Source organism: Streptomyces sp. NBC_00207 (genome assembly GCF_045160965.1).
In the GTDB taxonomy this organism is placed as follows: Bacteria; Actinomycetota; Actinomycetes; order Streptomycetales; family Streptomycetaceae; genus Streptomyces.
This window is the reverse complement of the sequence record NZ_CP130715.1, coordinates 3,261,165-3,279,377: the sequence shown is the minus strand read 5'-3', so window position 1 is coordinate 3,279,377 and position 18,213 is coordinate 3,261,165. Positions and strand designations below refer to the sequence as shown.

Here is an 18,213-nt window from a genome sequence, read left to right as displayed (position 1 = left end):
GGCCTCCGGTCTGGATGCGGCGCCCGAGGGCGAGGAGTAGGAGTGAGGCGGCAGCAGTGCCGGCGGTCAGCCAGCGGGCACGGCGGAGGGTCATCGTTCGACCTCCGGCCATTCGTGGATCAGGTCCGAGCGGGCGTTCGCCCAGAAGCCGCGGGCCCGGTCGTGCTCGGCGTAGGTCCAGTCCGACGGCCGGTGCGCCTTCAAGTGCTCGACCCAGCCGCCTTTGGCGCGCCTAAAGGCGTCCGCTGACAGGTCGTAGCCCATGACCGGGCAGATGTCCGCCGGGGCCACACCGCGGGCCAGGCAGAGCTGCTGCCGCAGCGCGGCCCGCTTCGACTCGGCGTCCGGATCCGCGGGGTCGACGTTCAGCAGGTCGGCCATTCGGACGGTGAACTGGCCGAAGGTCTCGGTGAGGCCGGAAGCCAGCGACTCGGCAAAGTCCGGGTCGGCCGGGCGAGCCGGCGGCGTTGGTGCCTTCGCCTCGGGGAGGTCACACAGGAGAGGCGACAGCACAGTCTCGGTCGCCATCACGCCACCTGCTTCGCGTCGGCGGCCAGCTTCCGCAGGGCCCGCATGTTCGCGTCGACCCGGCGGACGTGACAGGCCGGGCAGACGCAGCCGCCCTTGTGGCGCCGGGCCGCAACCGACCGGTAGCGGGCCAGCCGGCGAATCAGCGCCGCCTCATCTGCCGCCGACAGGTCCGACGTCCGCGCATCGTGCGCATCCCAGGTCGTCATGACACGCGCTCCAATCGCACGGCCTGCTCCATGTGCTGGGCCTGATCGAGGAGGGCGGCAGCCATGATGCGGAGGGCTGCCGGGCTCGAGCTGTCGGTGTGGAGGGTGACCGGGCCGAGCCGCAGCCACGAGAACGGGCCGCCGCGTTCCGCCTTGATCTCGGCGGGGTCCGCCGTCAGGTGCACGCTGAGCGTGCCGACAGTCGTACTCACGACGCCACCACCTTCGTGCTTCCATCGAGAGCCATGCCGGCCGCCGGGCTGCAAGGGACTGCGCCGACGACGGTCCACTTCGCGACGGTGGAGTCCGGCTCGTAGCCGGTGGAGCCCCACTGGTCGGTGACGATCCAGCGGGCCGCGTGGGGCGGCGACGGCCACAGCACCGCGAGGCTCTTCCCAGACGGCGAGAGGCGGACCGAGCCGATCAGATCCGGCAGCGCGCTTGCGGGCTCTATCCTCACGACTGGCCTCCAGCTCGGGGCAGGTAGTTGACGTACTCGCAGTCCGGGAGGACACAGGCACTGTCGGCGTCGAGGTGGTGGACGTCGTACTGCTGGTCCTCGACCATGAGCTGCTTCATCCGGGCGGCGGCCTCACGCTTCAGGCGGAGGAACTGCAGGTCCGCGTCCAGTTGCGCGAGCGGCACGTCCAGGCGGGCGATGTCAGGCGTCGGCGCGGTCATCGCTCGTCACCGCCCTCGAGCAGCCGGTCCACCAGCAGGGCCGCGCCGGTCTCTTCGGCGTCCCGCAGCAGATCGGCGACCTCCGTCAGGACCTCGATGCGGTGGCAGGCGCTATCGGCGGCCAGGGCCTCGGCCCGCGCATTTGCATCGACGTACCGCAGCGCAGCACCGACCAGAGCGATCAGCCTGTCGGGGTCCTCGCCACGGGCCAGCACCGCAATCTCGCAAATCGCGTCGGCGTACTCCTGGCCGGTCGACAAGACCAGCCGGTTGGGGTTGGTGGGAGCCGGATCACCGGCGATGATGTTCGACATCGGTCCTCTTCTCCTTGCATGTAGGTGCAGGTGAGGGGTGGATCGGGAGGCCCTGGCCAGCCGGGGACCGGGAAGAAACCGGCGGTCGGGGCCGCATACCGCTCTAGGCGGCGGAGGCGACGGCCTTGCGGTTGGTACGGCCCTGGCCGTGCAGCCAGTCGTCCAGCACGGTCAGCTCGTAGGCGAGCTTGCGGCCCACGGTGTGCGACTCCGGTCCGTAGCCGGTCTGGCGCCACTTGTAGAGCGTCGTCAGGGCGACGCCGATGTACCTGGCGGCCTCGTCGGACCAGAGACTCCCTTCCGGCGGGGCGACGTACTTACGCGGGGGGTACTTCACGGGTTTCGCCTCCAAGAAGATGTGTTTGCGTGGACGGATCGTCCCTCTCTGGGGACGGTGAGGGTGCAAAAAGGACCAGCAAGGCCACGCCGACGGCCTCCGAGATGGAGTGCGCGTCGTCCACGGTTGCTGTCTTCTGTCGCCCGGTGAGGAGTCCGCCTATGACTCCGACCTTGCACCCGGCCGATTGGGCCAGGCTTCGGACGGAGAACGCGACCCCCGTTCCGGGGTGGTCCATGACCCATCTGAGGATGCTGCGGTCGCGTAGGGCGTAGCGGCGGCTCAATGGATCTCCAGTGAGATGGAGTTGGTTTGACTGAGATTAGGTAACCACAGCCGGGACGTGTTGTCCACAAATTGGGACGGCCAGATCTGCCGTTCCCGCAAAGTTCTGGTGCGGATACCCTTGGTCTGTAGACGATTCGTCTGCGATCCAGGATGGTTGTACGGCCTGACCAGCGACTTCTCTGGTTCAATCGGGCAGCAATGGAGACAGACCACGTGAACGTGGATGGAGAGGAAGCGGAGATGTCGGTGCCTGCCACCGCCCCTGAGTCGGCCCCGCCCGCCCCCGGGCCCCTCGGAGCGCTCTCTCGCCTCATCCAGGAAGCTCTCGATGAAGGCTTCTCCTATCAGCAGATCGCCGAACGGGCCGTGGATCCCGAAACCGGGGCCACGGTCGTGAAGCAGTACCTGCACAAGCTGGTGAAGAACCCCCCAGCCAACCCGCCGAAGCCCCACGAGCTGCGGGCCATCGCCGTCGGACTCCGAAAGTCGGAGCGCCGGATCAAGGAAGCCGCAGCCCAGCAGTGGCTGGAGTACGAAGCAACCGAGCTCGCCGGCTACGACGAAGACGTCCGCATCATCGTCGGTCACCTTGCGGGCAAGTCGAAGGTAGAACTCCGTCAGTGGCGCGCGATGATCGAGGCCGCGGAGCGCGCCCAGCGCGACGATTAGGTTGCCCGTAGCGACTACCTACCGATCCGTAAAGGCTATTTGCAGCCATCCGCCCCAACCGATTGTGGACGCTGCCCCACAGTCGTAAAGTCTTCACCCACCGTGCACAACTGATCGCACCCGTCCCAGTTGTGCCGACTCGGGGAGGGCTCATGTTGCGCGCCACATACGAACTAGACGACCTGGAGCCCGGTCAGGTCGTGGACCTCCGCGAGAAGCGGGGCACGATCGTCATACGGATCGACCGCAACGCCAGGCTGGAAGACGTCGTCGCCGCCCTCAACCCAGTGGCTGCGGAGTTCTTCGCCGGTGGTGCATGGTTCCAGGTCTGGAATGGGGAGATCGTCACCATCGACTCCCCGCAGGACCCGCGAGACGGAGGCACCGTTGCCCGGCTACATCGAGGACCGCTGGTACAAGAAGGGCCCCGCCGATCCAAAGACGGGCAAGCCCACGCGGGTTGAAACCGAACGGCACGGGCAGGGCAAGCGGTGGCGGGTAGCCGGCATCCCCGGCGCCCGCGACCGCAGCTTCGAGAAGCTCGAAGGGCCCGACGGTGCCAAGAAGTGGCTCAAGGACTCGGCCACCGACACCAGCCGCGGAACCTTCTACGACCCGCGTGACGGCAACATGCTCCTCGACGAGTACGTCCGGAAGCACTGGTGGCCGAACCTTCGGCAGCCGCCCACCACAAAGCAATCCATGAAATCCCGCGTCTTTCGGCACATCCTGCCCCACGTGGGGCACCTGCCCTTGAACCGCATCGGCCACGACGAAGTCCGGCGCTGGCTTACCCGCGTTGAAGAGGACATCGACGTCAACACGGTGCGCACCACGTGGCGGCACTTCTCCTCGATCATGCAGGCTGCACACAAAGCCAAGCGGATCCCCGAGAACCCCTTCAGGGATGCCGATCTGTCGGCTCCGACGTCCCCGCCGTCGAAGGCGCAGGCATGGACCAAGGAGACAGTTGCTGCGATGCGGAAGGCCCTCGGGTCGCGGTACGACATCTTGCTGAACCTGGCAGTTGGCGCGGGCCTGCGGCAGGGGGAGTGCTTCGGCTTCTCCCCGGACGACGTGAGCGGCGACGAGATCAACGTCGTGCGCCAGGTCGTTTTGGTGGGCGGCCGGCCAGCCTTTGCGCCACCGAAGGGCAACAAAACGCGAACGGCGCCGTGCCCGCCGGAGCTGGCCGCCGCCATCACGGATTACGCCAAGGCATTCCCGACCATCGAGGTGACGCTTCCCTGGGTGGATCCAGACCGGCCCAATCTTGAATGGGAGAAGCGGCCGAGACGGACAGTACGTCTACTAGTGACCACCGCAAGGACCGGCGGTGCCGGTGGTGGGGCCATCAATCGGAGCACCTTCGACGAGAAGAACTGGAAGCCCGCGCTCGTCCGGGCGAAGGTAATTCCGGAGCCCGATTATGAGTGGGTGCAGGGGAAGGGTAAGAAGCCGTGGAAGCGGACCGCGTGGAAGATGCCGCGCGAGGAGGGCTTCCACGTCACCCGGCACACCTTCGCTAGCGTCGTCCTGGCTGAGGGTGAGACCATTACCCAGCTGGCTGCGTGGTTGGGTCACACCGATCCCGCGTTCACGCTGAGGACTTACGTGCACTTCATGCCGAAGTCGGGGCGCCGGGCGCTCGCGGCCCTGGGTGCCTGGATGGCGTCGGCCGAAGAGGCAGAGCCCCCCGAAGCGTCCTAGGGAAGTGGATCTCCCCAGATTCCGCCCACGATGATTCTGGATCATGAAAAAACGGGCTCCTGAGCAGGTCAGGAGCCCGTAGGGCAGACGAGCCGGCCTGTACGCCGGGTTCTGTCGCCCGGTGACCTCGCGGTCGCCGGGGAGACGGCCATCCATCTAGGACCGGTGTTGCCACCGGCCTCGTGCGGTCTACCCGCGAACTCGGGCGGGCAGCCCTCGAGCGTTCGCGCAGACCCGTCCGGGGACGGATCCTCTTGACCTTGCTCCGGGTGGGGTTTACCTAGCCGCCTGAGTCACCTCAGGCGCTGGTGGTCTCTTACACCACCGTTTCACCCTTACCGAGGACCGAAGCCCCCGGCGGTCTGTTTTCTGTGGCACTGTCCCGCGGGTCACCCCGGGTGGGCGTTACCCACCACCCTGCCCTGTGGAGCCCGGACGTTCCTCGGCGGGATCCGAGGATCCCGACGCGGCCGCCCGGCCGACTCGTCTGCCGTGGTGGACATGTTACCCGGGGCGATGGCCGCGCTTGACCTTGACGCAACGGCAGGGTTTCTACTGGGGTCATGCGGATCGGAGAGATCGCCGCGGTCGTCGGGGTCACCACCCGGGCGATCCGGCACTACCACCATGTCGGGCTGCTCCCGGAGCCGGAGCGGCGCCCCAACGGATACCGGGCCTACAGCGTCCGCGACGCGGTCCTGCTCGCCCGCGTACGCCGCCTCACCGAGCTCGGGCTCAGCCTCGACGAGGTGCGCGACGTCCTCGCGGACGACGCCGGGCGCGAACTGGCCGACGTACTCGAAGAGCTCGACGCCGACCTGGCCCGGCAGGAGGCCGAGATCGTGGAGCGCCGCCGGCGGCTCGCGGTGCTGCTCGCCGCCGGGCCGGGGGAGGGCGAGCCCCTCTCGCCCGCGCTCGCCGAACTGCTGGCGAAGGCGCCGCCCACGGCCTCGCCGTCCGCCGCGATGGACCGCGAGCACCTCACGCTGATCGACGCGTCGGGCCTGGGCGGCCAGGAGCTCTACGCCGCGCTCGGCCCGCTGGCCGCCGATCCCGCGGTGCTCGTGCTGTACGAGCGGCTGGACGCGCTCGCCGACGCCCCCGTGGACGATCCCCGGATCCCGCCGCTGGCGGCGGAGCTCGTGGCGGCCGTCCCCGACGAGGTGTTCGCCGCGATCCCCTCCGACGGGGTGGTCGTGCCCGGGTTCAAGGAGGCGCTGCTCGCCGAGTACGCGCCCGCGCAGGCCGAGGTCGTACGCCTGGTCATGGAGGCGTTCATGGAGAAGGGCAGGGGATGAGGGGGATGCGTGCGATGCGCGCGGCGCGGATCGGCGTCACCGCCGTCATACCGGCGGAGCTGGGGCTCGTGGTGTGCCTGGCGGCCGGGGTCCGGCCGCCGGGGTGGGCACTGGCCGCCGCGGAGGTCCTCGTCCTCGGGGTGGTCCTGCTGGAGGCCTGGGTGCTGCGCGGGCTCTACTGCGCCGCACGCGCCCGCGGCGCCGCCCGCGGCCAGGCCGGCCGGGAGGCCGTGCGGGCCGTGGTCCCGGTCCAGGTCCGGAGGCTGCTGCGGCACGAGCTGCACGCCCTCGCCGCTCTCGGGAGGTGGATCGTGCGCAGGCGGCACGGGGTGCGCCCCGGTGACCTCGCCGCCGCGTACACCGGACCGCAGACGGCCATGATGTACGGGATGCTCTTCGTGTCGGTGGTCGAGACGGTGGCGCTGGCCTTCCTCATCCCCTGGCCGGTGGTCCACCGGGTGGTGCTCGTGCTCGACGTGTACGGGATCCTGATCGTGCTCGCCCTGCACGCCGCCTGCGTGACCCGGCCGCACGTGGTCCGCCCGGACGGGTCCCTGCTGATCCGCTACGGCGCCCTCTTCGACCTCGCCGTACCGCCGGACGCGGTGGCCTCGGTACGGGTGGAGCGCCGTTACCCCGAGGGCCGGCTGGTCACGCTGTCCGAGGACGGGGTGCTCGACCTGATCGTCGGCAGCCAGACCACGGTGACCCTGGAGCTGAACCGGCCCCTCCCCTTCACCCGCCCGCTCGGCGCCACGGCCGAGGCCCGGACCGTCCGCTTCCACGCCGACGACCCGCGCGCGCTGGTCACCGCCCTGCGCCGACAGCCCGCCACCTCCTAGACGGGCGCGAAGAGGATCTTCGACGTGCCCGGGTCGGCCTGCGTCAGCCGGACCCGGATGCGGTCGCCCAGCGGGAGCGGCCGCGTGGCGGACTCGACGCGTCCGACGACCGCCGGCTCCTCCAGGTGGACGGTGCCGGCCAGCGGCTCCCGGTCGTCGACGTCGATGACCGTGGCCTCGAAGGTCTCGCCGACGCGGTCCTTGAGCACGGCCGCCTCGACGAGGTCCACGGACTCCCGCTCGACCGTGTTCGCCAGCCGGGTGCCCTCCGCCATCTCCCGGGGGAGCGCGTCCAGGGCCGCCACCGCCCACTGCGGGGGTTCGGCCCCGGCGACCGCCGCCACGCACAGCTCGCCGGCGTACCGGTCGGCGAGCCGGCGCAGCGGCGCGGTGCAGTGGGCGTACGGGGCCGCCACCGCGGAGTGGATCGCCGGGTCGGGGGTCTCGCCGCCGGTGAAGACGGTGTAGCCGGCGCCCCGCAGCAGGGCCGTGCACTCCTGGAGGAAGGCGGCGTGGGCGGGGCGGTGCGGATCGAGGGAGCGCACGAGTTCGGCGTACGGGACGTGGTGGGGCCAGTCGATCCGCAGGGCCTTCGCCGCCCGGCGGAGCTTGCCGACGGCGCCGTCGGGGGCGCTGGGCAGCGTACGCAGGACGCCCGTGCCGGTGGCCAGCATCAGATCGGCCGAGGCCATGCCGGTCATCAGGGAGATCTGCGCGTTCCAGCCGTCCGCGGGGAGCGGGGCGCGGTAGGCCAGGGAGTACGTGCCGTCGTGCTCGGCGACCTCCTGCTCGGGCACGTTGAGCGAGATGCCGCCGCGCTCCTGTTCCAGGGCCTCACGGAGCCGGCCGACGTCCTCCAGCAGGGCGAGCGGCTCCTCGGCCGTGCCGGTGTCGATGGCCTTCTGGACGCCGTCGTAGTCGAGCTTGGCCCGGCTGCGGACGAGGGCGCGCCGCACGTCGACGGTCTCCACACGGCCGTCGGAGTCCAGGTCGAAGCGCCACAGCAGCGCGGGGCGGGTCCGGTCGGGCAGCAGGCTGGCCGCGTCCTCCGAGAGCACGGCCGGGTGCAGCGGCACCCTCCCGTCGGGGAAGTAGAGGGTGGTGACGCGGCGGTGGACCTCCGCGTCGAGCGGACCGCCGGGGGTGACGAAGGCGGCGACGTCGGAGATGGCGTAGTGGACGCGGTAGCCGCCGGAGGAGCGCTTCGCCAGGTGCATGGCCTGGTCGAGGTCGACGGAGGACGGGGGGTCGATGGTGAAGAAGGGGATGTCGGTGCTGTCCAGGTCCGGGAGGCGGGGGTGCGCGGCCGCGCCCTCGGCCTCGGCGAGGACCGCCGCCGGGAACTCCGAGGGCACCCCCAGCTCCGTCCGCAGTTCACGCAGCGCGGCCCGCAGAGCAGCCCCGTCTGCGCCGGTCATGTGCATCTGACGGCGTGGCATGGACCGAGCCTATGGTCGGGCGGCCCGGACGGCACGGCGAGCCGTCTACCCTGGCCGGGGGGCCGCATCCCCTGCGCCGTGTCGTATTGAAGGAGAACCACCGTGCTCGTGCTGCTGCCGCCGTCTGAAGGAAAGGCCGCCGGCGGCTCCGGCGCACCGCTGAAGCCGGAGTCGCTGTCCCTGCCCGGTCTGGCCCCGGCGCGTGCGGCGGTGCTGGAGGAACTGGTCGAGCTGTGCGCGGCGGACGAGCCGAAGGCGCGCGAGGTGCTGGGGCTGAGCGAGGGCCTGCGGGGCGAGGTCGCGAAGAACGTGGACCTGCGGTCCGCGGCGGCCCGGCCGGCGGGGGAGATCTACACGGGCGTGCTGTACGACGCGCTGGGTCTGGCCGACCTGCCCGCGGAGGCCCGGGGGCGCGCGCAGGACGCGCTGCTCGTCTTCTCGGGGCTGTGGGGCGCGGTGCGGATCACCGACCGGATCCCCTCGTACCGCTGCTCGATGGGCGTGAAGCTGCCGGGGCTGGGCGCGCTCGGCGCGTACTGGCGGGGGCCGATGGCCTCCGTCATGCCCGAGGCGGCGGGGCAGGGGCTGGTCCTGGACCTGCGGTCTTCGGCGTACGCGGCCGCGTGGAAGCCGAAGGGCGAGGTCGCGGGGCGGACGGCGACCGTGCGGGTGCTGCACTCGCAGGTGGTGGACGGCGTGGAGAAGCGGTCGGTGGTGAGCCACTTCAACAAGGCGACGAAGGGTCGCCTCGTGCGGGACCTCCTGCTCGCGGGATCCGCCCCCGCGTCGCCGGCGGAGCTGGTGACGGCCCTGCGGGACCTGGGCTACGTGGTCGAGGCCGAGGCCCCTGCGAAGCCGGGCAAGGCGTGGTCCCTCGACGTGGTGGTCACCCAGATCCACCACTGACCCGCCGCCTCGAACATCCAGCCCCGCCGGCGTTTGAGGCGCGGGGTCTGGGGCGGAGCCCCAGGAGGCCGGGCGCAGCCCGGGACGCTTGCGCAGCCGCGTCGCGCCCGGCCTGGGGCGGAGCCCCGGAGAGCCGGGCGGCGCCGCCGGGGCTAGTGGCCCAGGGGCCAGGCGACCGTGGCCGGGAGGCGATCGGCGGTACCCGCGTAAGCGGCGCAGGCGTCCGTCAGGGTTTCGAGGAGGGTGAGCGGGTCCGGCAGGGGGTGCTCCATGCCGCGCAGCCAGGTCACCGCCAGGTCACCGGGGAGGGCCGCCGGCGGGACCAGGACGTAGCTGCCGCGGCAGTGCCAGCGCAGGCCGGGGTGTTCGTCCATCGTCTCGGGGTGGCAGTCCAGTTCGCACGGCCACCACTCGTCCTCGTCCTCGGGGGTGCCGCGGGTGGCGGTGAAGAAGAGCATCCGGGCCTGCTCGCCGGTGCCGCCGGACTCGGCGACGGGGCCGACCTCGATGCCGGCTTCGAGCAGGCGGGCCAGTGCGGCGGTGCCGGCTTCCAGCGGGACGTCCAGCACGTCGTGGACCATGCCGGTCGCGGTGATGAAGTTGGCCTGGGGCTGGTTGCGCGCCCAGCGTTCGACCTGGGCGCGGTCGGTGGTCGACTGGGTCTGCCAGGCGAAGGAGATGGGGTGCCGTGCGGGCGTCGGACAGCCGATCCGGTCGCACGAACATCGGTAGCCGGTGGGATGGGCGGCGGGGGCGAGCGGCAGACCGGCGGCGGCGACGGCCAGGAGGAGCGCCTCGCGCTCTCGTGCGGGGTCCTCGGCGGTGGGTTTCTGCCGCCGGCGCAGCCACTGGGAAATCCTGCTCTGCTGGCCGCGTTTGACGCGGCCGGACTCAGACCCCATCTATCCCCTCACCTCACCGTATCCCCGGCGGACCTTCACATCGTCCCACCATCCTGCGCCCCGGGTGACCGCTCTTGACGACCGGGGGGCCGGGGAGGGGTGACCGGCAACCCCCACATATCCCCAGGATCAGGGCAAATGGTCTCTGCTGGCCGCCGGTTCCCGGCCGGCTAGCGGGCGGTGACGTTGGCCACCCCGCCGAGCACCCGGTCCACCAGGGCGTCGGTGTAAGCGTGCGTCAGGGGTGCGGTGCGCATGAGCCAGCGGTACGTCAGCGGCCCGAGGAGCATCTCCACCGTCAGCCGCAGATCGGTGTCCGGCGCGAGCAGGCCGGCCTCCCGGGCCGTCTTCAACCGGGCCTCGTACAGGGCGAGCTGCGGCTCCAGCAGCTGCTCGGTGAAGCGGGCGCCGAGCTCGGGGTCGGTGGCCCCGGCCGCCGTCAGGGCGCGCGCGGGGGCGTCGTACTTCTCGTCGTTGAACTCGTCGACCGTGGCCCGCAGCACGGACTTCAGGTCGGCGGCGAGGTCCCCGGTGTCGGGGAAGCCGGTCCACCCGCCCTCGGTCTCCGCGTCGCCGGCGAGGGCCAGCGAGGCGTCGAGGAGGACGGCGGCCTTCGACGGCCACCAGCGGTAGATGGTCTGCTTGCCGACGCCCGCGCGGGCGGCGATGGCCTCGATGGTCAGCTTGTTGTAGCCGACCTCCCCGACGAGGGTGAGCGCGGCGTCGAGGATGGCGCGCCGGGAGCGGTCGCTGCGGCGGGTGGCGTCAGGGGTCTTGGTCATGCCCCGAAGCTATCAAAGCGAGACGTCTCGTCTTCCTATGGTTGCGTAAACCACCCGGTCAGTTCACTGTGTCGTCCAGCGGGAGGAGAGACGATTCTCTTCCGTACTCGTCCCGAGTCGTGAAAGTCGTGAGGAGCCTTCTTTGCGCAGAGACGCCACACCCCGGCGCTACCTGATGTGCCCACCCGCACACTTCAAGGTCACGTACTCCATCAACCCGTGGATGGATCCCACGAAACCGGTGGACCTGCCCCTCGCACACGCCCAGTGGGAAGACCTGAGGGACCGCTACCGCGCCCTCGGCCACACCGTCGAGACCCTCATCCCCGAGCCCGGCCTGCCCGACATGGTCTTTGCGGCGAACGGGGCCCTGGTCGTCGACGGCCGGGTGCTCGGTGCCCGGTTCGCCTACCCGGAACGGGCCGCCGAGGCCGAGATCCACCTCGACTGGTTCCGCAGCCACGGCTACCAGGACGTCCACGAGCCGTCCCACGTCAACGAGGGCGAGGGCGACTTCGCGGTCACGGCCACCTACATCCTGGCCGGCCGGGGCTTCCGCTCCAGCCCCCTCTCGCACGACGAGGCCCAGGAGTTCTTCGGCCGCCCCGTCATCGGCCTCGACCTGGTGGACCCGCGCTACTACCACCTGGACACGGCGCTCAGCGTCCTCGACGGCGACGAGATCATGTACTACCCGGACGCCTTCTCCCCCGGCAGCCAGGGCGTGCTCAGACGCCTCTTCCCGGACGCCCTGATCGCGGACGGCCGGGACGCGGCCGCCCTCGGCCTGAACGCGGTGTCCGACGGCCGGCACGTGCTGCTCCCGCAGGCGGCCACCGGGCTGCTGGCGCCGCTGCGGGACCGGGGGTTCGAGCCGGTCCCGATGGACCTGGGCGAACTGCTCAAGGGCGGCGGCAGCGTGAAGTGCTGCACGCAGGAGCTGCGCCCCTAGCCCTCCCGGGAGGGCGGCGGCCAGGCCTGGCCCCAGTCGGCGTCCCGCGCCGCCTTGTAGAGGTCACCGTGGCGCTTGGTCACGTTGACCCGGGTCAGGCCCGCCCCCTCGCCCTCCTGCGGGCCGCACAGTTCCAGCTGGACGAGCCCCTTCCGGATCTGCGGCTTGCGCGTGATCCGGAAGGCGGCCGGCTCCACCGGGAAGCGGGTCGCGGCGACGTAGCTGAACTTCTCGTCCTCGTACGGGAGCGAGCCGCCCTTGACCTTCCGGTGCAGGGAGGACCGGCTGACCCGCGCCGAGAAGTGGCACCAGTCCTGGCCGACCTCGATCGGACAGGTCCCGCCGTGCGGGCACGGGGCGGCGACCCGCAGCCCGGCGGCGATCAGCTGGTCGCGGGCCTCGCGGATGCGCAGGTAGCCCTCCGGCGTGCCCGGCTCGATCAGCACCACCGCCTGCCCGGCCCGCGCCGCCTCGGCGACGACCGCCGTACGGGCCTGCGGGGTCAGCTCGCCCAGTACGTACGAGACCGTCACCAGGTCGGCGTCGGGCAGGGACAGCCCGGAGCCGATGACGGCCCGCCGCCAGTGCGCCGCGCGGAGCACGGGCGAGGCGGAGGCCCGCGCCAGCTCCTGGCCGAGCTTCAGTGCCGGATCCGCCCAGTCCAGCACCGTGGTCTCCCGCGGGCCGTCCCAGGTGGCGTCCACCGCCCAGGTCGCGGCGCCCGTGCCGCCGCCCACGTCCACGTGCGAGCCCGGCGCCCAGCCCGGCGCCGCCTCGGCCAGCCCGTCCAGGGCGGCCCGTACGGCCTCGAAGGTGGCCGGCATCCGGTACGCCGCATAAGCCGCCACGTCGGAGCGGTCGCGCAGTACGGGCGCGTCGGTCGGGGTCTGCCCCCGGTAGCTGGCGATGAGCCGCTCGACGGCGGCCGCGGCCTGCTTCGGCGGGAGTCCGTCGAGCAGCCCGCCGAGCGCGCTGCGAAGGGTCTCGGCGGTGGTGGGGGCGGAGGCGTTCACCTGCGAAGTTTATGTCGCGACCGTGACGCCCCGCCCAGCCGGGCTCCGCCCCGGACCCCACGCCTCACACGCCGACGGGCGCGGGGCCCGGGACTCCGCCCCGGGCCCCGCGTGTCACACGCCGACGGGGCTGGACCGCCACGGGCGGCAGAGGCCCAGGAAGGCACTCAGCGCCAGGACGGCGCACACCAGTTGCACCACGGCCATCGGTACGGCCGTGTCCTCGCCCGCGATCCCCACCAGCGGCGAGGCGATCGCGCCGATCAGGAAGGAGGACGTGCCGAGCAGCGCGGAGGCTGATCCGGCCGCGTGCGGGGTGCGCATCAGGGCCTGCGCGTTGGTGTTCGGCAGGACCACGCCCATCGCCGACATGAGGACGAACAGCGCGGCGGCGATCGGGGTCAGCCCGACCTCCCCGAACACACCCGTCGACATCAGCAGCAGGGCCACCGTGGCGGCCAGCACGGTCCCGAGTCCGACGGCCAGGACCTTGTCCAGGCTGACCCGGCCGACCAGCAGCTTGCCGTTGATCTGGCCGGCGAGGATCAGGCCGACGGAGTTGAGGCCGAAGAGCAGGGCGAAGGCCTGGGGCGAGGCCCCGTAGATCTCCTGCACCACGAAGGGGGAGGCGGAGATGTACGAGAAGAGGGCGGCGAAGGCGAAGCCGCCGGTCAGGGTGTAGCCGGTGAAGACGCGGTCGCCGAGCAGTCCGCGCATGGTCCGCAGGGCGGAGCCGACGCCGCCGGTGTGCCGCCGGTCGGGCGGCAGGGTCTCGCCGAGGCTGCGCCAGACCGTCACGGTGAGGACCGTGCCGACGCCGGTGAGGATGACGAAGACGCCCCGCCAGTCGGCGAAGCGCAGCACCTGGCCGCCGATGAGCGGGGCGATGATCGGGGCGGCCCCGGATATGAGCATCAGGGTGGAGAAGAAGCGGGCCATCTCGTCCCCGTCGTACAGGTCGCGTACGACGGCGCGTGCGATGACGATCGCGGCGGCGCCGGCCAGGCCCTGGAGCAGCCGGAAGGAGATGAGCAGCTCGGCGGTCGGCGCGAGGGCGCAGATCGCGGTGGCCAGGACGTAGACGACCATGCCGGCGAGCAGGGGCCGGCGGCGGCCCCACTGGTCGCTCATCGGGCCGATGACGAGCTGGCCCAGTGCCATGCCGGCGAGGCAGGCCGTGAGGGTGAGCTGGATGGTCGCGGCGGGGCTGTTCAGGGCATCGGTGACCTGCGGCAGGGCCGGCAGGTACATGTCCATGGACAGCGGGGGGAGGGCGGTGAGCCCGCCGAGTATGAAGGTGACGAGCAGGCCCGTGCGGCGTGCTGCCGCCAGGGGCGTCGTCGTGGCGGGGGCGGAGGGCGATTCGGGCGACGAGTCGTGCGAGGCGGCCGTCGCGGGGCCTCTCTCCGACATGCGGAACTCCAGTCTTCTCATCTGCTTTACGCACCCCTGACCGACCCATGCTCTCAGCAATCGGAACGTCCGGGGACCGGGCCGCCGTGTGACGTACCCTGCGGCCCCATGGACGAAAGTACGAAGAAGATCGCCCTGGTGACCGGCGCCGGCTCCGGCATCGGCCGCTCGGTGGCGCTGACCCTGGCGGCGGCGGGCTGGTCCGTGGCCGTGGCGGGCCGCCGGACCGAGCCGCTGGAGGAGACCGCCGCCGCGGCCGGCGCCGAAGCCGACGTGCTGTGCGTACGGGCGGACGTGAGCCATCCGGACGACGTGACTGCGCTGTTCGAGTCAGTGCGGGCCCGGTACGGGCGCCTCGACCTGCTCTTCAACAACGCGGGCACCTTCGGGCCCGGCGGGGTCCCACTGGAGGACATCACCTACGAGGCCTGGCGCTCGGTCGTGGACGTCAACCTGACCGGCGCCTTCCTGTGCGCACAGGCCGCCTACCGCCAGATGAAGCAGCAGGACCCGCAGGGCGGCCGCATCATCAACAACGGCTCCATCTCGGCGCACGTGCCGCGCCCGCACTCCATCGCCTACACCGCCACCAAGCACGCGATGACGGGCCTGACGAAGTCCCTGTCGCTGGACGGGCGTCCGTATCGGATCGCCTGCGGCCAGATCGACATCGGCAACGCGGCGACCGAGATGACCGAGCGGATGCAGACCGGCATCCTCCAGGCCAACGGCCAGCTCGCCGTGGAACCGGTGATGGACGCCGCGGACGTGGCCCGCACGGTCCTGCACATGGCGGAGCTCCCGCTGGAGGCCAACGTGCAGTTCGCGACGGTGATGGCGACGTCGATGCCTTACATCGGGCGGGGGTAGCGGGGGCCTTGCGGCCCCGGATCCCGGCTCCGGACCGGACCTAGTCGCTCCCGTGCCGTGTGCGGGCCGTGAGCAGGCCCTGGACGAACGGGTCCGCGTCCGGGGCGTACGGGCCCCGGTGCGCGGCCAGGTGCTCCTCGATGCGCTCCCACTCGGCGACGACGGCCGGGTCGGCGCCCTCCGCGCGCGCCGCCTCCAGCGCGGCCTCCGCCTGGTGGTGCCCCATCCCGACCGCCTCGGCGCGGACCCGGTCGACGGCGGCGCGCTCTCCCGGGGCCGGGTCGTGCGGCTCGTGGGCGGCCTCCACGGCGGCCTCGTCAGGGTGCTCGGTCATCGTCGTCCCGTTCTCGCGGTGCGTGCCGGTCGCCCTGCGCGTACCCCGTCGCGGGTCGTCCATCCCGCCCGGCACGAAAGCCCTGGACCCCGCACGGCACTCCGGACGATCATGGACGCATGACCGTTACCGAGGTACTGCGCTACACCGCCTTCTCCCACGACCCCGAAGGCGGCAACCCCGCCGGGGTCGTACTCGACGCGGCCGGGCTGGACGACGCGGCGATGCTCGCGATCGCCGCCCGGCTGGGGTACAGCGAGACGGCCTTCCTGACCGCCCCGCCCGAGGGACTCGAAGGCCCCGCGGGCCGGTCCTTCACCGTGCGGTACTTCAGCCCGAAGGCGGAGGTCCCCTTCTGCGGGCACGCCACCGTGGCCACGGCCGTGGCACTGTCGGAGCGGATCGGGCCGGGAGAGCTGCTCCTCGCGACGCGGGCGGGCACCGTGCCCGTGTCCGTCACCGCCGAGGACGGCGGGCGGCTGCGGGCCACGCTGACCAGCGTCGAGCCGCACATCGAGGAGATCGGCGCGACCGACCTCGCCGAGGCTCTGGCCGCGCTGGACTGGCAGGTGGGGGACCTGGACCCGGCGTTCCCGCCCCGGATCGCCTACGCCGGAGCCCGCCACCTCGTGCTCGGCGCCGCCACCCGGGCCCGGCTCGCGGACCTCGCCTACGACTTCGCCCGGCTGGAGGCCCTGATGCGGCGCCTGGACCTCACCACGGTCCAGCTGGTGCACCGGGCGGGCCCCGCGGAGTTCCACGTACGGAACCCCTTCCCGGTCGGCGGCGTCGTCGAGGACCCCGCCACGGGGGCCGCCGCGGCCGCGTTCGGCGCGTACGTCCGGGAGCTCGGGCTGGTCCCGGCGGACGCCGTGCTCACCCTCCACCAGGGCGAGGACATGGGGCGCCCGGGGGTGCTCACGGTCGAACTGCGTGCGGGTGACCCCCGGGTCAGGGTCGGCGGCGAGGGCGTCCGCATCCCGTGAGCCCGCCCCCGGGCCCGCCCGCCCCGGTGACGTGCCCGCGTGCCGCCGCCACCGGGGCTCCGCCCCAGACCTGCAGCCGTGGCTCCGCTGCTGGGGCTCCGCCCCAGACCCCGCTCCTCAAACGCCGGAGAGGCTGGATTTGCCGGCGTTTGAGGCGCGGGGGTCCGGGGGCGGAGCCCCTGGCAGCGGAGCCGCGGGGCGGGTCCGGAGTGGTAGGCCCCGCAGGGGCGCGGCAGTTGAGTTGGGAGGAGGAGTCGTGAGGGTGGTTGGTTTCAGGGAGGCGGAGCTGCCTGCAGGGCTGGCCCGGGAGGTGGCCGGGTTGGAGGACGCGGCGTGGCCGGGGGCCGAGCCGGGGCACGATCCGGCCCTGGCTCCGCGGGCCCTGCTCCTGCTGGCCCCCGACGGCACCGTGGCCGCCTCGCTGGCGCTGCTGTTCAAGGAGGTCCGGCTCGCGGGGCGGACCTACCGGGCGGCCGGGCTGAGCTCGGTCGTGACCCGGCCCGCGCTGCGCGGACGGGGATACGGGGCCCGCCTGGTGACGGCGGCCCGCGCCGAGCTCGCGGCGGACCGGGCCGTGGACCTCGCGCTGTTCAGCTGCGACCGCCCGCTCGCGCCGTTCTACGAGGCGGCCGGCTTCGCGCAGCTGCCCGGCACGGTGCTGCTGGGCGACGCCCCCGGCGACCCGGAGCCGCTCGCCACCGACGCCCCCGGCTTCGACAAGGTGGTGCTGGCGGCCTTCTTCACGGACGACCCGGGCCGGGACCGCGCGGCCTTCACCGGGGTCCGCGTACCGCTCCACCCCGGACACGCCGACAGGCTGTGGTGAGCGGGCCGCCGGGCCCCTCACCACAGCCTGCCGGCCGTTCACGAGGTCGTGCGCAGGGCGTCAGCCGGCCGGCGCGGCGTCCGCGGGCTGCGGCTTCCGGCTCGCCGGGCGGCTGCGGTCGACGAGGAACAGCACCAGCACGGGGACCAGGTACAGCGTCCACACCGTCAGCTGCAGGACGGTGGGGTCCGGCTGGAAGTTGAAGACGCCCTTGAGCAGGGTCCCGTACCAGCTGTCCGGCGGGATCGTCGCGCTGATGTCGAAGGCCTTGTCGCCCAGGCCGCCCAGGAAGCGGGCCTCCTGCAGGTCGTGGACCCCGTACGCGAGCACGCCCGCGGCCACGACCACCAGCATGGCGCCGGTCCACTTGAAGAACTTCGCCAGATTGATCTTCAGCGCGCCCCGGTAGAAGAGCCAGCCCAGCACGATCGCCGTGGCGATGCCCAGCAGCACGCCGATCAGCGGGGCCGAGGAGCCTTCGCCGCTGGCCCGTACCGACGTCCACACGAACAGCGCGGTCTCCAGGCCTTCGCGGCCGACGGCCAGGAAGGCGGTGGCGACCAGCGCGCCGGTGCCCATGGCGAGCGCCGTGTCGAGCTTGCCGTGCAGCTCGGCCTTCAGGTGCCGCGCGGTGCGCTTCATCCAGAAGACCATCCAGGTCACCAGGCCCACCGAGATGATGGAGAGGCTGCCGCCGAGGAGCTCCTGCGCCTCGAAGGTCAGCTCCTGGCTGCCGAATTCGAGCATCGCGCCGAAGGCGAGCGAGAGCGCGCAGGCGATCCCGATGCCGAGCCACACGGGACGCAGGGCGTCCCGGCGCTCGGTCTTCACCAGGTACGCGACGAGGATGCAGACGACCAGGCTGGCCTCCAGCCCCTCGCGCAGGCCGATCAGATAGTTGCCGAACACGGCGG

General features: G+C 72.1%; 22 protein-coding genes, 1 other RNA gene and 1 pseudogene. 9 read left to right on the top strand and 15 right to left on the bottom strand.

The window, feature by feature from the left end; all coding sequences use genetic code 11:
- Nucleotides 1-90: 90 nt before the first annotated feature.
- The 7 genes from OG472_RS15590 to OG472_RS15560 all read right to left on the bottom strand — a co-directional run bounded on the left by OG472_RS15590 (nucleotide 91) and on the right by OG472_RS15560 (nucleotide 2,069).
- On the bottom strand, nucleotides 91-528 hold the full coding sequence (locus OG472_RS15590) for a hypothetical protein (protein WP_405941567.1): 438 nt from the start codon (nucleotides 526-528) through the stop codon (nucleotides 91-93).
- Entirely contained in the window at nucleotides 528-737 is a 210-nt protein-coding gene (locus OG472_RS15585; protein WP_405941566.1) for a hypothetical protein, read from the bottom strand. The genes OG472_RS15590 and OG472_RS15585 overlap by 1 nt, the downstream gene beginning before the upstream one ends.
- Nucleotides 734-949 carry a hypothetical protein gene (locus tag OG472_RS15580; RefSeq protein ID WP_405941565.1) on the bottom strand — a complete coding sequence of 72 codons (216 nt, stop codon included), beginning with the start codon at nucleotides 947-949 and terminating at the stop codon, nucleotides 734-736. The genes OG472_RS15585 and OG472_RS15580 overlap by 4 nt, the downstream gene beginning before the upstream one ends.
- Nucleotides 946-1,197 carry a hypothetical protein gene (locus tag OG472_RS15575; protein ID WP_405941564.1) on the bottom strand — a complete coding sequence of 84 codons (252 nt, stop codon included), beginning with the start codon at nucleotides 1,195-1,197 and terminating at the stop codon, nucleotides 946-948. Before OG472_RS15575 ends, OG472_RS15580 begins: the two co-directional genes overlap by 4 nt.
- On the bottom strand, nucleotides 1,194-1,418 hold the full coding sequence (locus tag OG472_RS15570) for a hypothetical protein (RefSeq protein WP_405941563.1): 225 nt from the start codon (nucleotides 1,416-1,418) through the stop codon (nucleotides 1,194-1,196). Before OG472_RS15570 ends, OG472_RS15575 begins: the two co-directional genes overlap by 4 nt.
- A complete protein-coding gene (locus tag OG472_RS15565) occupies nucleotides 1,415-1,732 on the bottom strand; it encodes a hypothetical protein (RefSeq protein WP_405941562.1) in 318 nt (105 codons plus the stop codon). The genes OG472_RS15570 and OG472_RS15565 overlap by 4 nt, the downstream gene beginning before the upstream one ends.
- A gap of 103 nt (nucleotides 1,733-1,835) precedes the next feature.
- Complete coding sequence (locus OG472_RS15560; protein ID WP_405941561.1) at nucleotides 1,836-2,069, bottom strand: helix-turn-helix transcriptional regulator; 234 nt, start codon at nucleotides 2,067-2,069, stop codon at nucleotides 1,836-1,838.
- 486 nt (nucleotides 2,070-2,555) lie between these two features.
- Between OG472_RS15560 and OG472_RS15555 the strand changes: the two genes are divergently transcribed.
- Together OG472_RS15555 and OG472_RS15550 are read left to right on the top strand one after the other, a co-directional pair.
- Nucleotides 2,556-3,026: a hypothetical protein gene (locus tag OG472_RS15555; protein WP_405941560.1), complete on the top strand. Its 471-nt coding sequence runs from the start codon at nucleotides 2,556-2,558 to the stop codon at nucleotides 3,024-3,026.
- Nucleotides 3,027-3,413: 387 nt separating this feature from the next.
- Nucleotides 3,414-4,736: a tyrosine-type recombinase/integrase gene (locus OG472_RS15550; RefSeq protein WP_405941559.1), complete on the top strand. Its 1,323-nt coding sequence runs from the start codon at nucleotides 3,414-3,416 to the stop codon at nucleotides 4,734-4,736.
- Between the two features lie 84 nt (nucleotides 4,737-4,820).
- On the opposite strand, the gene rnpB is transcribed toward OG472_RS15550, so the two are convergent.
- An RNA gene (gene rnpB / locus OG472_RS15545) (RNase P RNA component class A) lies at nucleotides 4,821-5,222 on the bottom strand.
- A gap of 77 nt (nucleotides 5,223-5,299) precedes the next feature.
- On the opposite strand from rnpB, the gene OG472_RS15540 reads away from it, so the two are divergent.
- Nucleotides 5,300-6,034: a MerR family transcriptional regulator gene (locus OG472_RS15540; protein WP_405829917.1), complete on the top strand. Its 735-nt coding sequence runs from the start codon at nucleotides 5,300-5,302 to the stop codon at nucleotides 6,032-6,034.
- Nucleotides 6,035-6,039: 5 nt separating this feature from the next.
- On the top strand, nucleotides 6,040-6,876 hold the full coding sequence (locus OG472_RS15535; RefSeq protein WP_405829915.1) for a hypothetical protein: 837 nt from the start codon (nucleotides 6,040-6,042) through the stop codon (nucleotides 6,874-6,876).
- Here OG472_RS15535 and OG472_RS15530 read toward each other — a convergent pair.
- The gene (locus tag OG472_RS15530; protein WP_405829913.1) at nucleotides 6,873-8,315 is read right to left on the bottom strand and encodes an RNB domain-containing ribonuclease; all 1,443 of its coding nucleotides are present in this window, start codon (nucleotides 8,313-8,315) and stop codon (nucleotides 6,873-6,875) included. The two genes, OG472_RS15535 and OG472_RS15530, sit on opposite strands and share 4 nt — an antisense overlap.
- Nucleotides 8,316-8,417: 102 nt before the next feature.
- Between OG472_RS15530 and yaaA the strand changes: the two genes are divergently transcribed.
- Complete coding sequence (yaaA, locus tag OG472_RS15525) at nucleotides 8,418-9,221, top strand: peroxide stress protein YaaA (protein WP_405829911.1); 804 nt, start codon at nucleotides 8,418-8,420, stop codon at nucleotides 9,219-9,221.
- 152 nt (nucleotides 9,222-9,373) lie between these two features.
- On the opposite strand, the gene OG472_RS15520 is transcribed toward yaaA, so the two are convergent.
- Both OG472_RS15520 and OG472_RS15515 read right to left on the bottom strand, forming a co-directional pair.
- The gene (locus tag OG472_RS15520) at nucleotides 9,374-10,123 is read right to left on the bottom strand and encodes a bifunctional DNA primase/polymerase (protein ID WP_401601612.1); all 750 of its coding nucleotides are present in this window, start codon (nucleotides 10,121-10,123) and stop codon (nucleotides 9,374-9,376) included.
- Nucleotides 10,124-10,293: 170 nt separating this feature from the next.
- Nucleotides 10,294-10,905 carry a TetR/AcrR family transcriptional regulator gene (locus tag OG472_RS15515; protein WP_401601610.1) on the bottom strand — a complete coding sequence of 204 codons (612 nt, stop codon included), beginning with the start codon at nucleotides 10,903-10,905 and terminating at the stop codon, nucleotides 10,294-10,296.
- 97 nt (nucleotides 10,906-11,002) lie between these two features.
- On the opposite strand from OG472_RS15515, the pseudogene ddaH reads away from it, so the two are divergent.
- Nucleotides 11,003-11,857 (top strand): annotated as a pseudogene (gene ddaH, locus OG472_RS15510) (dimethylargininase); the annotation flags it as partial.
- Here the strand turns inward: ddaH and OG472_RS15505 are convergent.
- Both OG472_RS15505 and OG472_RS15500 read right to left on the bottom strand, forming a co-directional pair.
- Nucleotides 11,854-12,870, bottom strand: coding sequence for a small ribosomal subunit Rsm22 family protein (locus tag OG472_RS15505; protein WP_405829908.1), 1,017 nt, complete (start codon nucleotides 12,868-12,870; stop codon nucleotides 11,854-11,856). The pseudogene ddaH and the gene OG472_RS15505 overlap by 4 nt on opposite strands.
- A gap of 114 nt (nucleotides 12,871-12,984) precedes the next feature.
- Complete coding sequence (locus tag OG472_RS15500) at nucleotides 12,985-14,283, bottom strand: Bcr/CflA family multidrug efflux MFS transporter (protein ID WP_405829906.1); 1,299 nt, start codon at nucleotides 14,281-14,283, stop codon at nucleotides 12,985-12,987.
- Between the two features lie 108 nt (nucleotides 14,284-14,391).
- Here OG472_RS15500 and OG472_RS15495 point away from each other — a divergent pair, with 108 nt between their 5' ends.
- A complete protein-coding gene (locus OG472_RS15495) occupies nucleotides 14,392-15,153 on the top strand; it encodes an SDR family oxidoreductase (protein ID WP_401601602.1) in 762 nt (253 codons plus the stop codon).
- A 40-nt stretch (nucleotides 15,154-15,193) separates the two neighbouring features.
- On the opposite strand, the gene OG472_RS15490 is transcribed toward OG472_RS15495, so the two are convergent.
- Complete coding sequence (locus tag OG472_RS15490; RefSeq protein ID WP_401601600.1) at nucleotides 15,194-15,487, bottom strand: hypothetical protein; 294 nt, start codon at nucleotides 15,485-15,487, stop codon at nucleotides 15,194-15,196.
- A 119-nt stretch (nucleotides 15,488-15,606) separates the two neighbouring features.
- On the opposite strand from OG472_RS15490, the gene OG472_RS15485 reads away from it, so the two are divergent.
- Both OG472_RS15485 and OG472_RS15480 read left to right on the top strand, forming a co-directional pair.
- Nucleotides 15,607-16,473, top strand: a complete 867-nt coding sequence (locus OG472_RS15485; protein WP_405829905.1) for a PhzF family phenazine biosynthesis protein — start codon at nucleotides 15,607-15,609, stop codon at nucleotides 16,471-16,473.
- 256 nt (nucleotides 16,474-16,729) lie between these two features.
- Complete coding sequence (locus OG472_RS15480) at nucleotides 16,730-17,299, top strand: GNAT family N-acetyltransferase (RefSeq protein WP_405941558.1); 570 nt, start codon at nucleotides 16,730-16,732, stop codon at nucleotides 17,297-17,299.
- 60 nt (nucleotides 17,300-17,359) lie between these two features.
- Here the strand turns inward: OG472_RS15480 and efeU are convergent, their stop codons facing one another.
- Entirely contained in the window at nucleotides 17,360-18,208 is an 849-nt protein-coding gene (gene efeU / locus OG472_RS15475; RefSeq protein ID WP_405829902.1) for an iron uptake transporter permease EfeU, read from the bottom strand.
- Between the last annotated feature and the right edge of the window lie 5 nt (nucleotides 18,209-18,213).

What these genes read in the sequence shown, in the direction of transcription:
- OG472_RS15590 (WP_405941567.1), bottom strand. Translation starts at nt 528, where the DNA reads ATGGCGACCGAGACTGTGCTGTCGCCTCTCCTGTGTGACCTCCCCGAG.
- OG472_RS15585 (WP_405941566.1), bottom strand. Translation starts at nt 737, where the DNA reads ATGACGACCTGGGATGCGCACGATGCGCGGACGTCGGACCTGTCGGCG.
- OG472_RS15570 (WP_405941563.1), bottom strand. Translation starts at nt 1,418, where the DNA reads ATGACCGCGCCGACGCCTGACATCGCCCGCCTGGACGTGCCGCTCGCG.
- OG472_RS15565 (WP_405941562.1), bottom strand. Translation starts at nt 1,732, where the DNA reads ATGTCGAACATCATCGCCGGTGATCCGGCTCCCACCAACCCCAACCGG.
- OG472_RS15555 (WP_405941560.1), top strand. Translation starts at nt 2,556, where the DNA reads ATGGAGACAGACCACGTGAACGTGGATGGAGAGGAAGCGGAGATGTCG.
- OG472_RS15540 (WP_405829917.1), top strand. Translation starts at nt 5,300, where the DNA reads ATGCGGATCGGAGAGATCGCCGCGGTCGTCGGGGTCACCACCCGGGCG.
- OG472_RS15535 (WP_405829915.1), top strand. Translation starts at nt 6,040, where the DNA reads ATGCGTGCGATGCGCGCGGCGCGGATCGGCGTCACCGCCGTCATACCG.
- OG472_RS15530 (WP_405829913.1), bottom strand. Translation starts at nt 8,315, where the DNA reads ATGCCACGCCGTCAGATGCACATGACCGGCGCAGACGGGGCTGCTCTG.
- OG472_RS15520 (WP_401601612.1), bottom strand. Translation starts at nt 10,123, where the DNA reads ATGGGGTCTGAGTCCGGCCGCGTCAAACGCGGCCAGCAGAGCAGGATT.
- OG472_RS15515 (WP_401601610.1), bottom strand. Translation starts at nt 10,905, where the DNA reads ATGACCAAGACCCCTGACGCCACCCGCCGCAGCGACCGCTCCCGGCGC.
- OG472_RS15500 (WP_405829906.1), bottom strand. Translation starts at nt 14,283, where the DNA reads ATGTCGGAGAGAGGCCCCGCGACGGCCGCCTCGCACGACTCGTCGCCC.
- OG472_RS15495 (WP_401601602.1), top strand. Translation starts at nt 14,392, where the DNA reads ATGGACGAAAGTACGAAGAAGATCGCCCTGGTGACCGGCGCCGGCTCC.
- OG472_RS15490 (WP_401601600.1), bottom strand. Translation starts at nt 15,487, where the DNA reads ATGACCGAGCACCCTGACGAGGCCGCCGTGGAGGCCGCCCACGAGCCG.
- OG472_RS15485 (WP_405829905.1), top strand. Translation starts at nt 15,607, where the DNA reads ATGACCGTTACCGAGGTACTGCGCTACACCGCCTTCTCCCACGACCCC.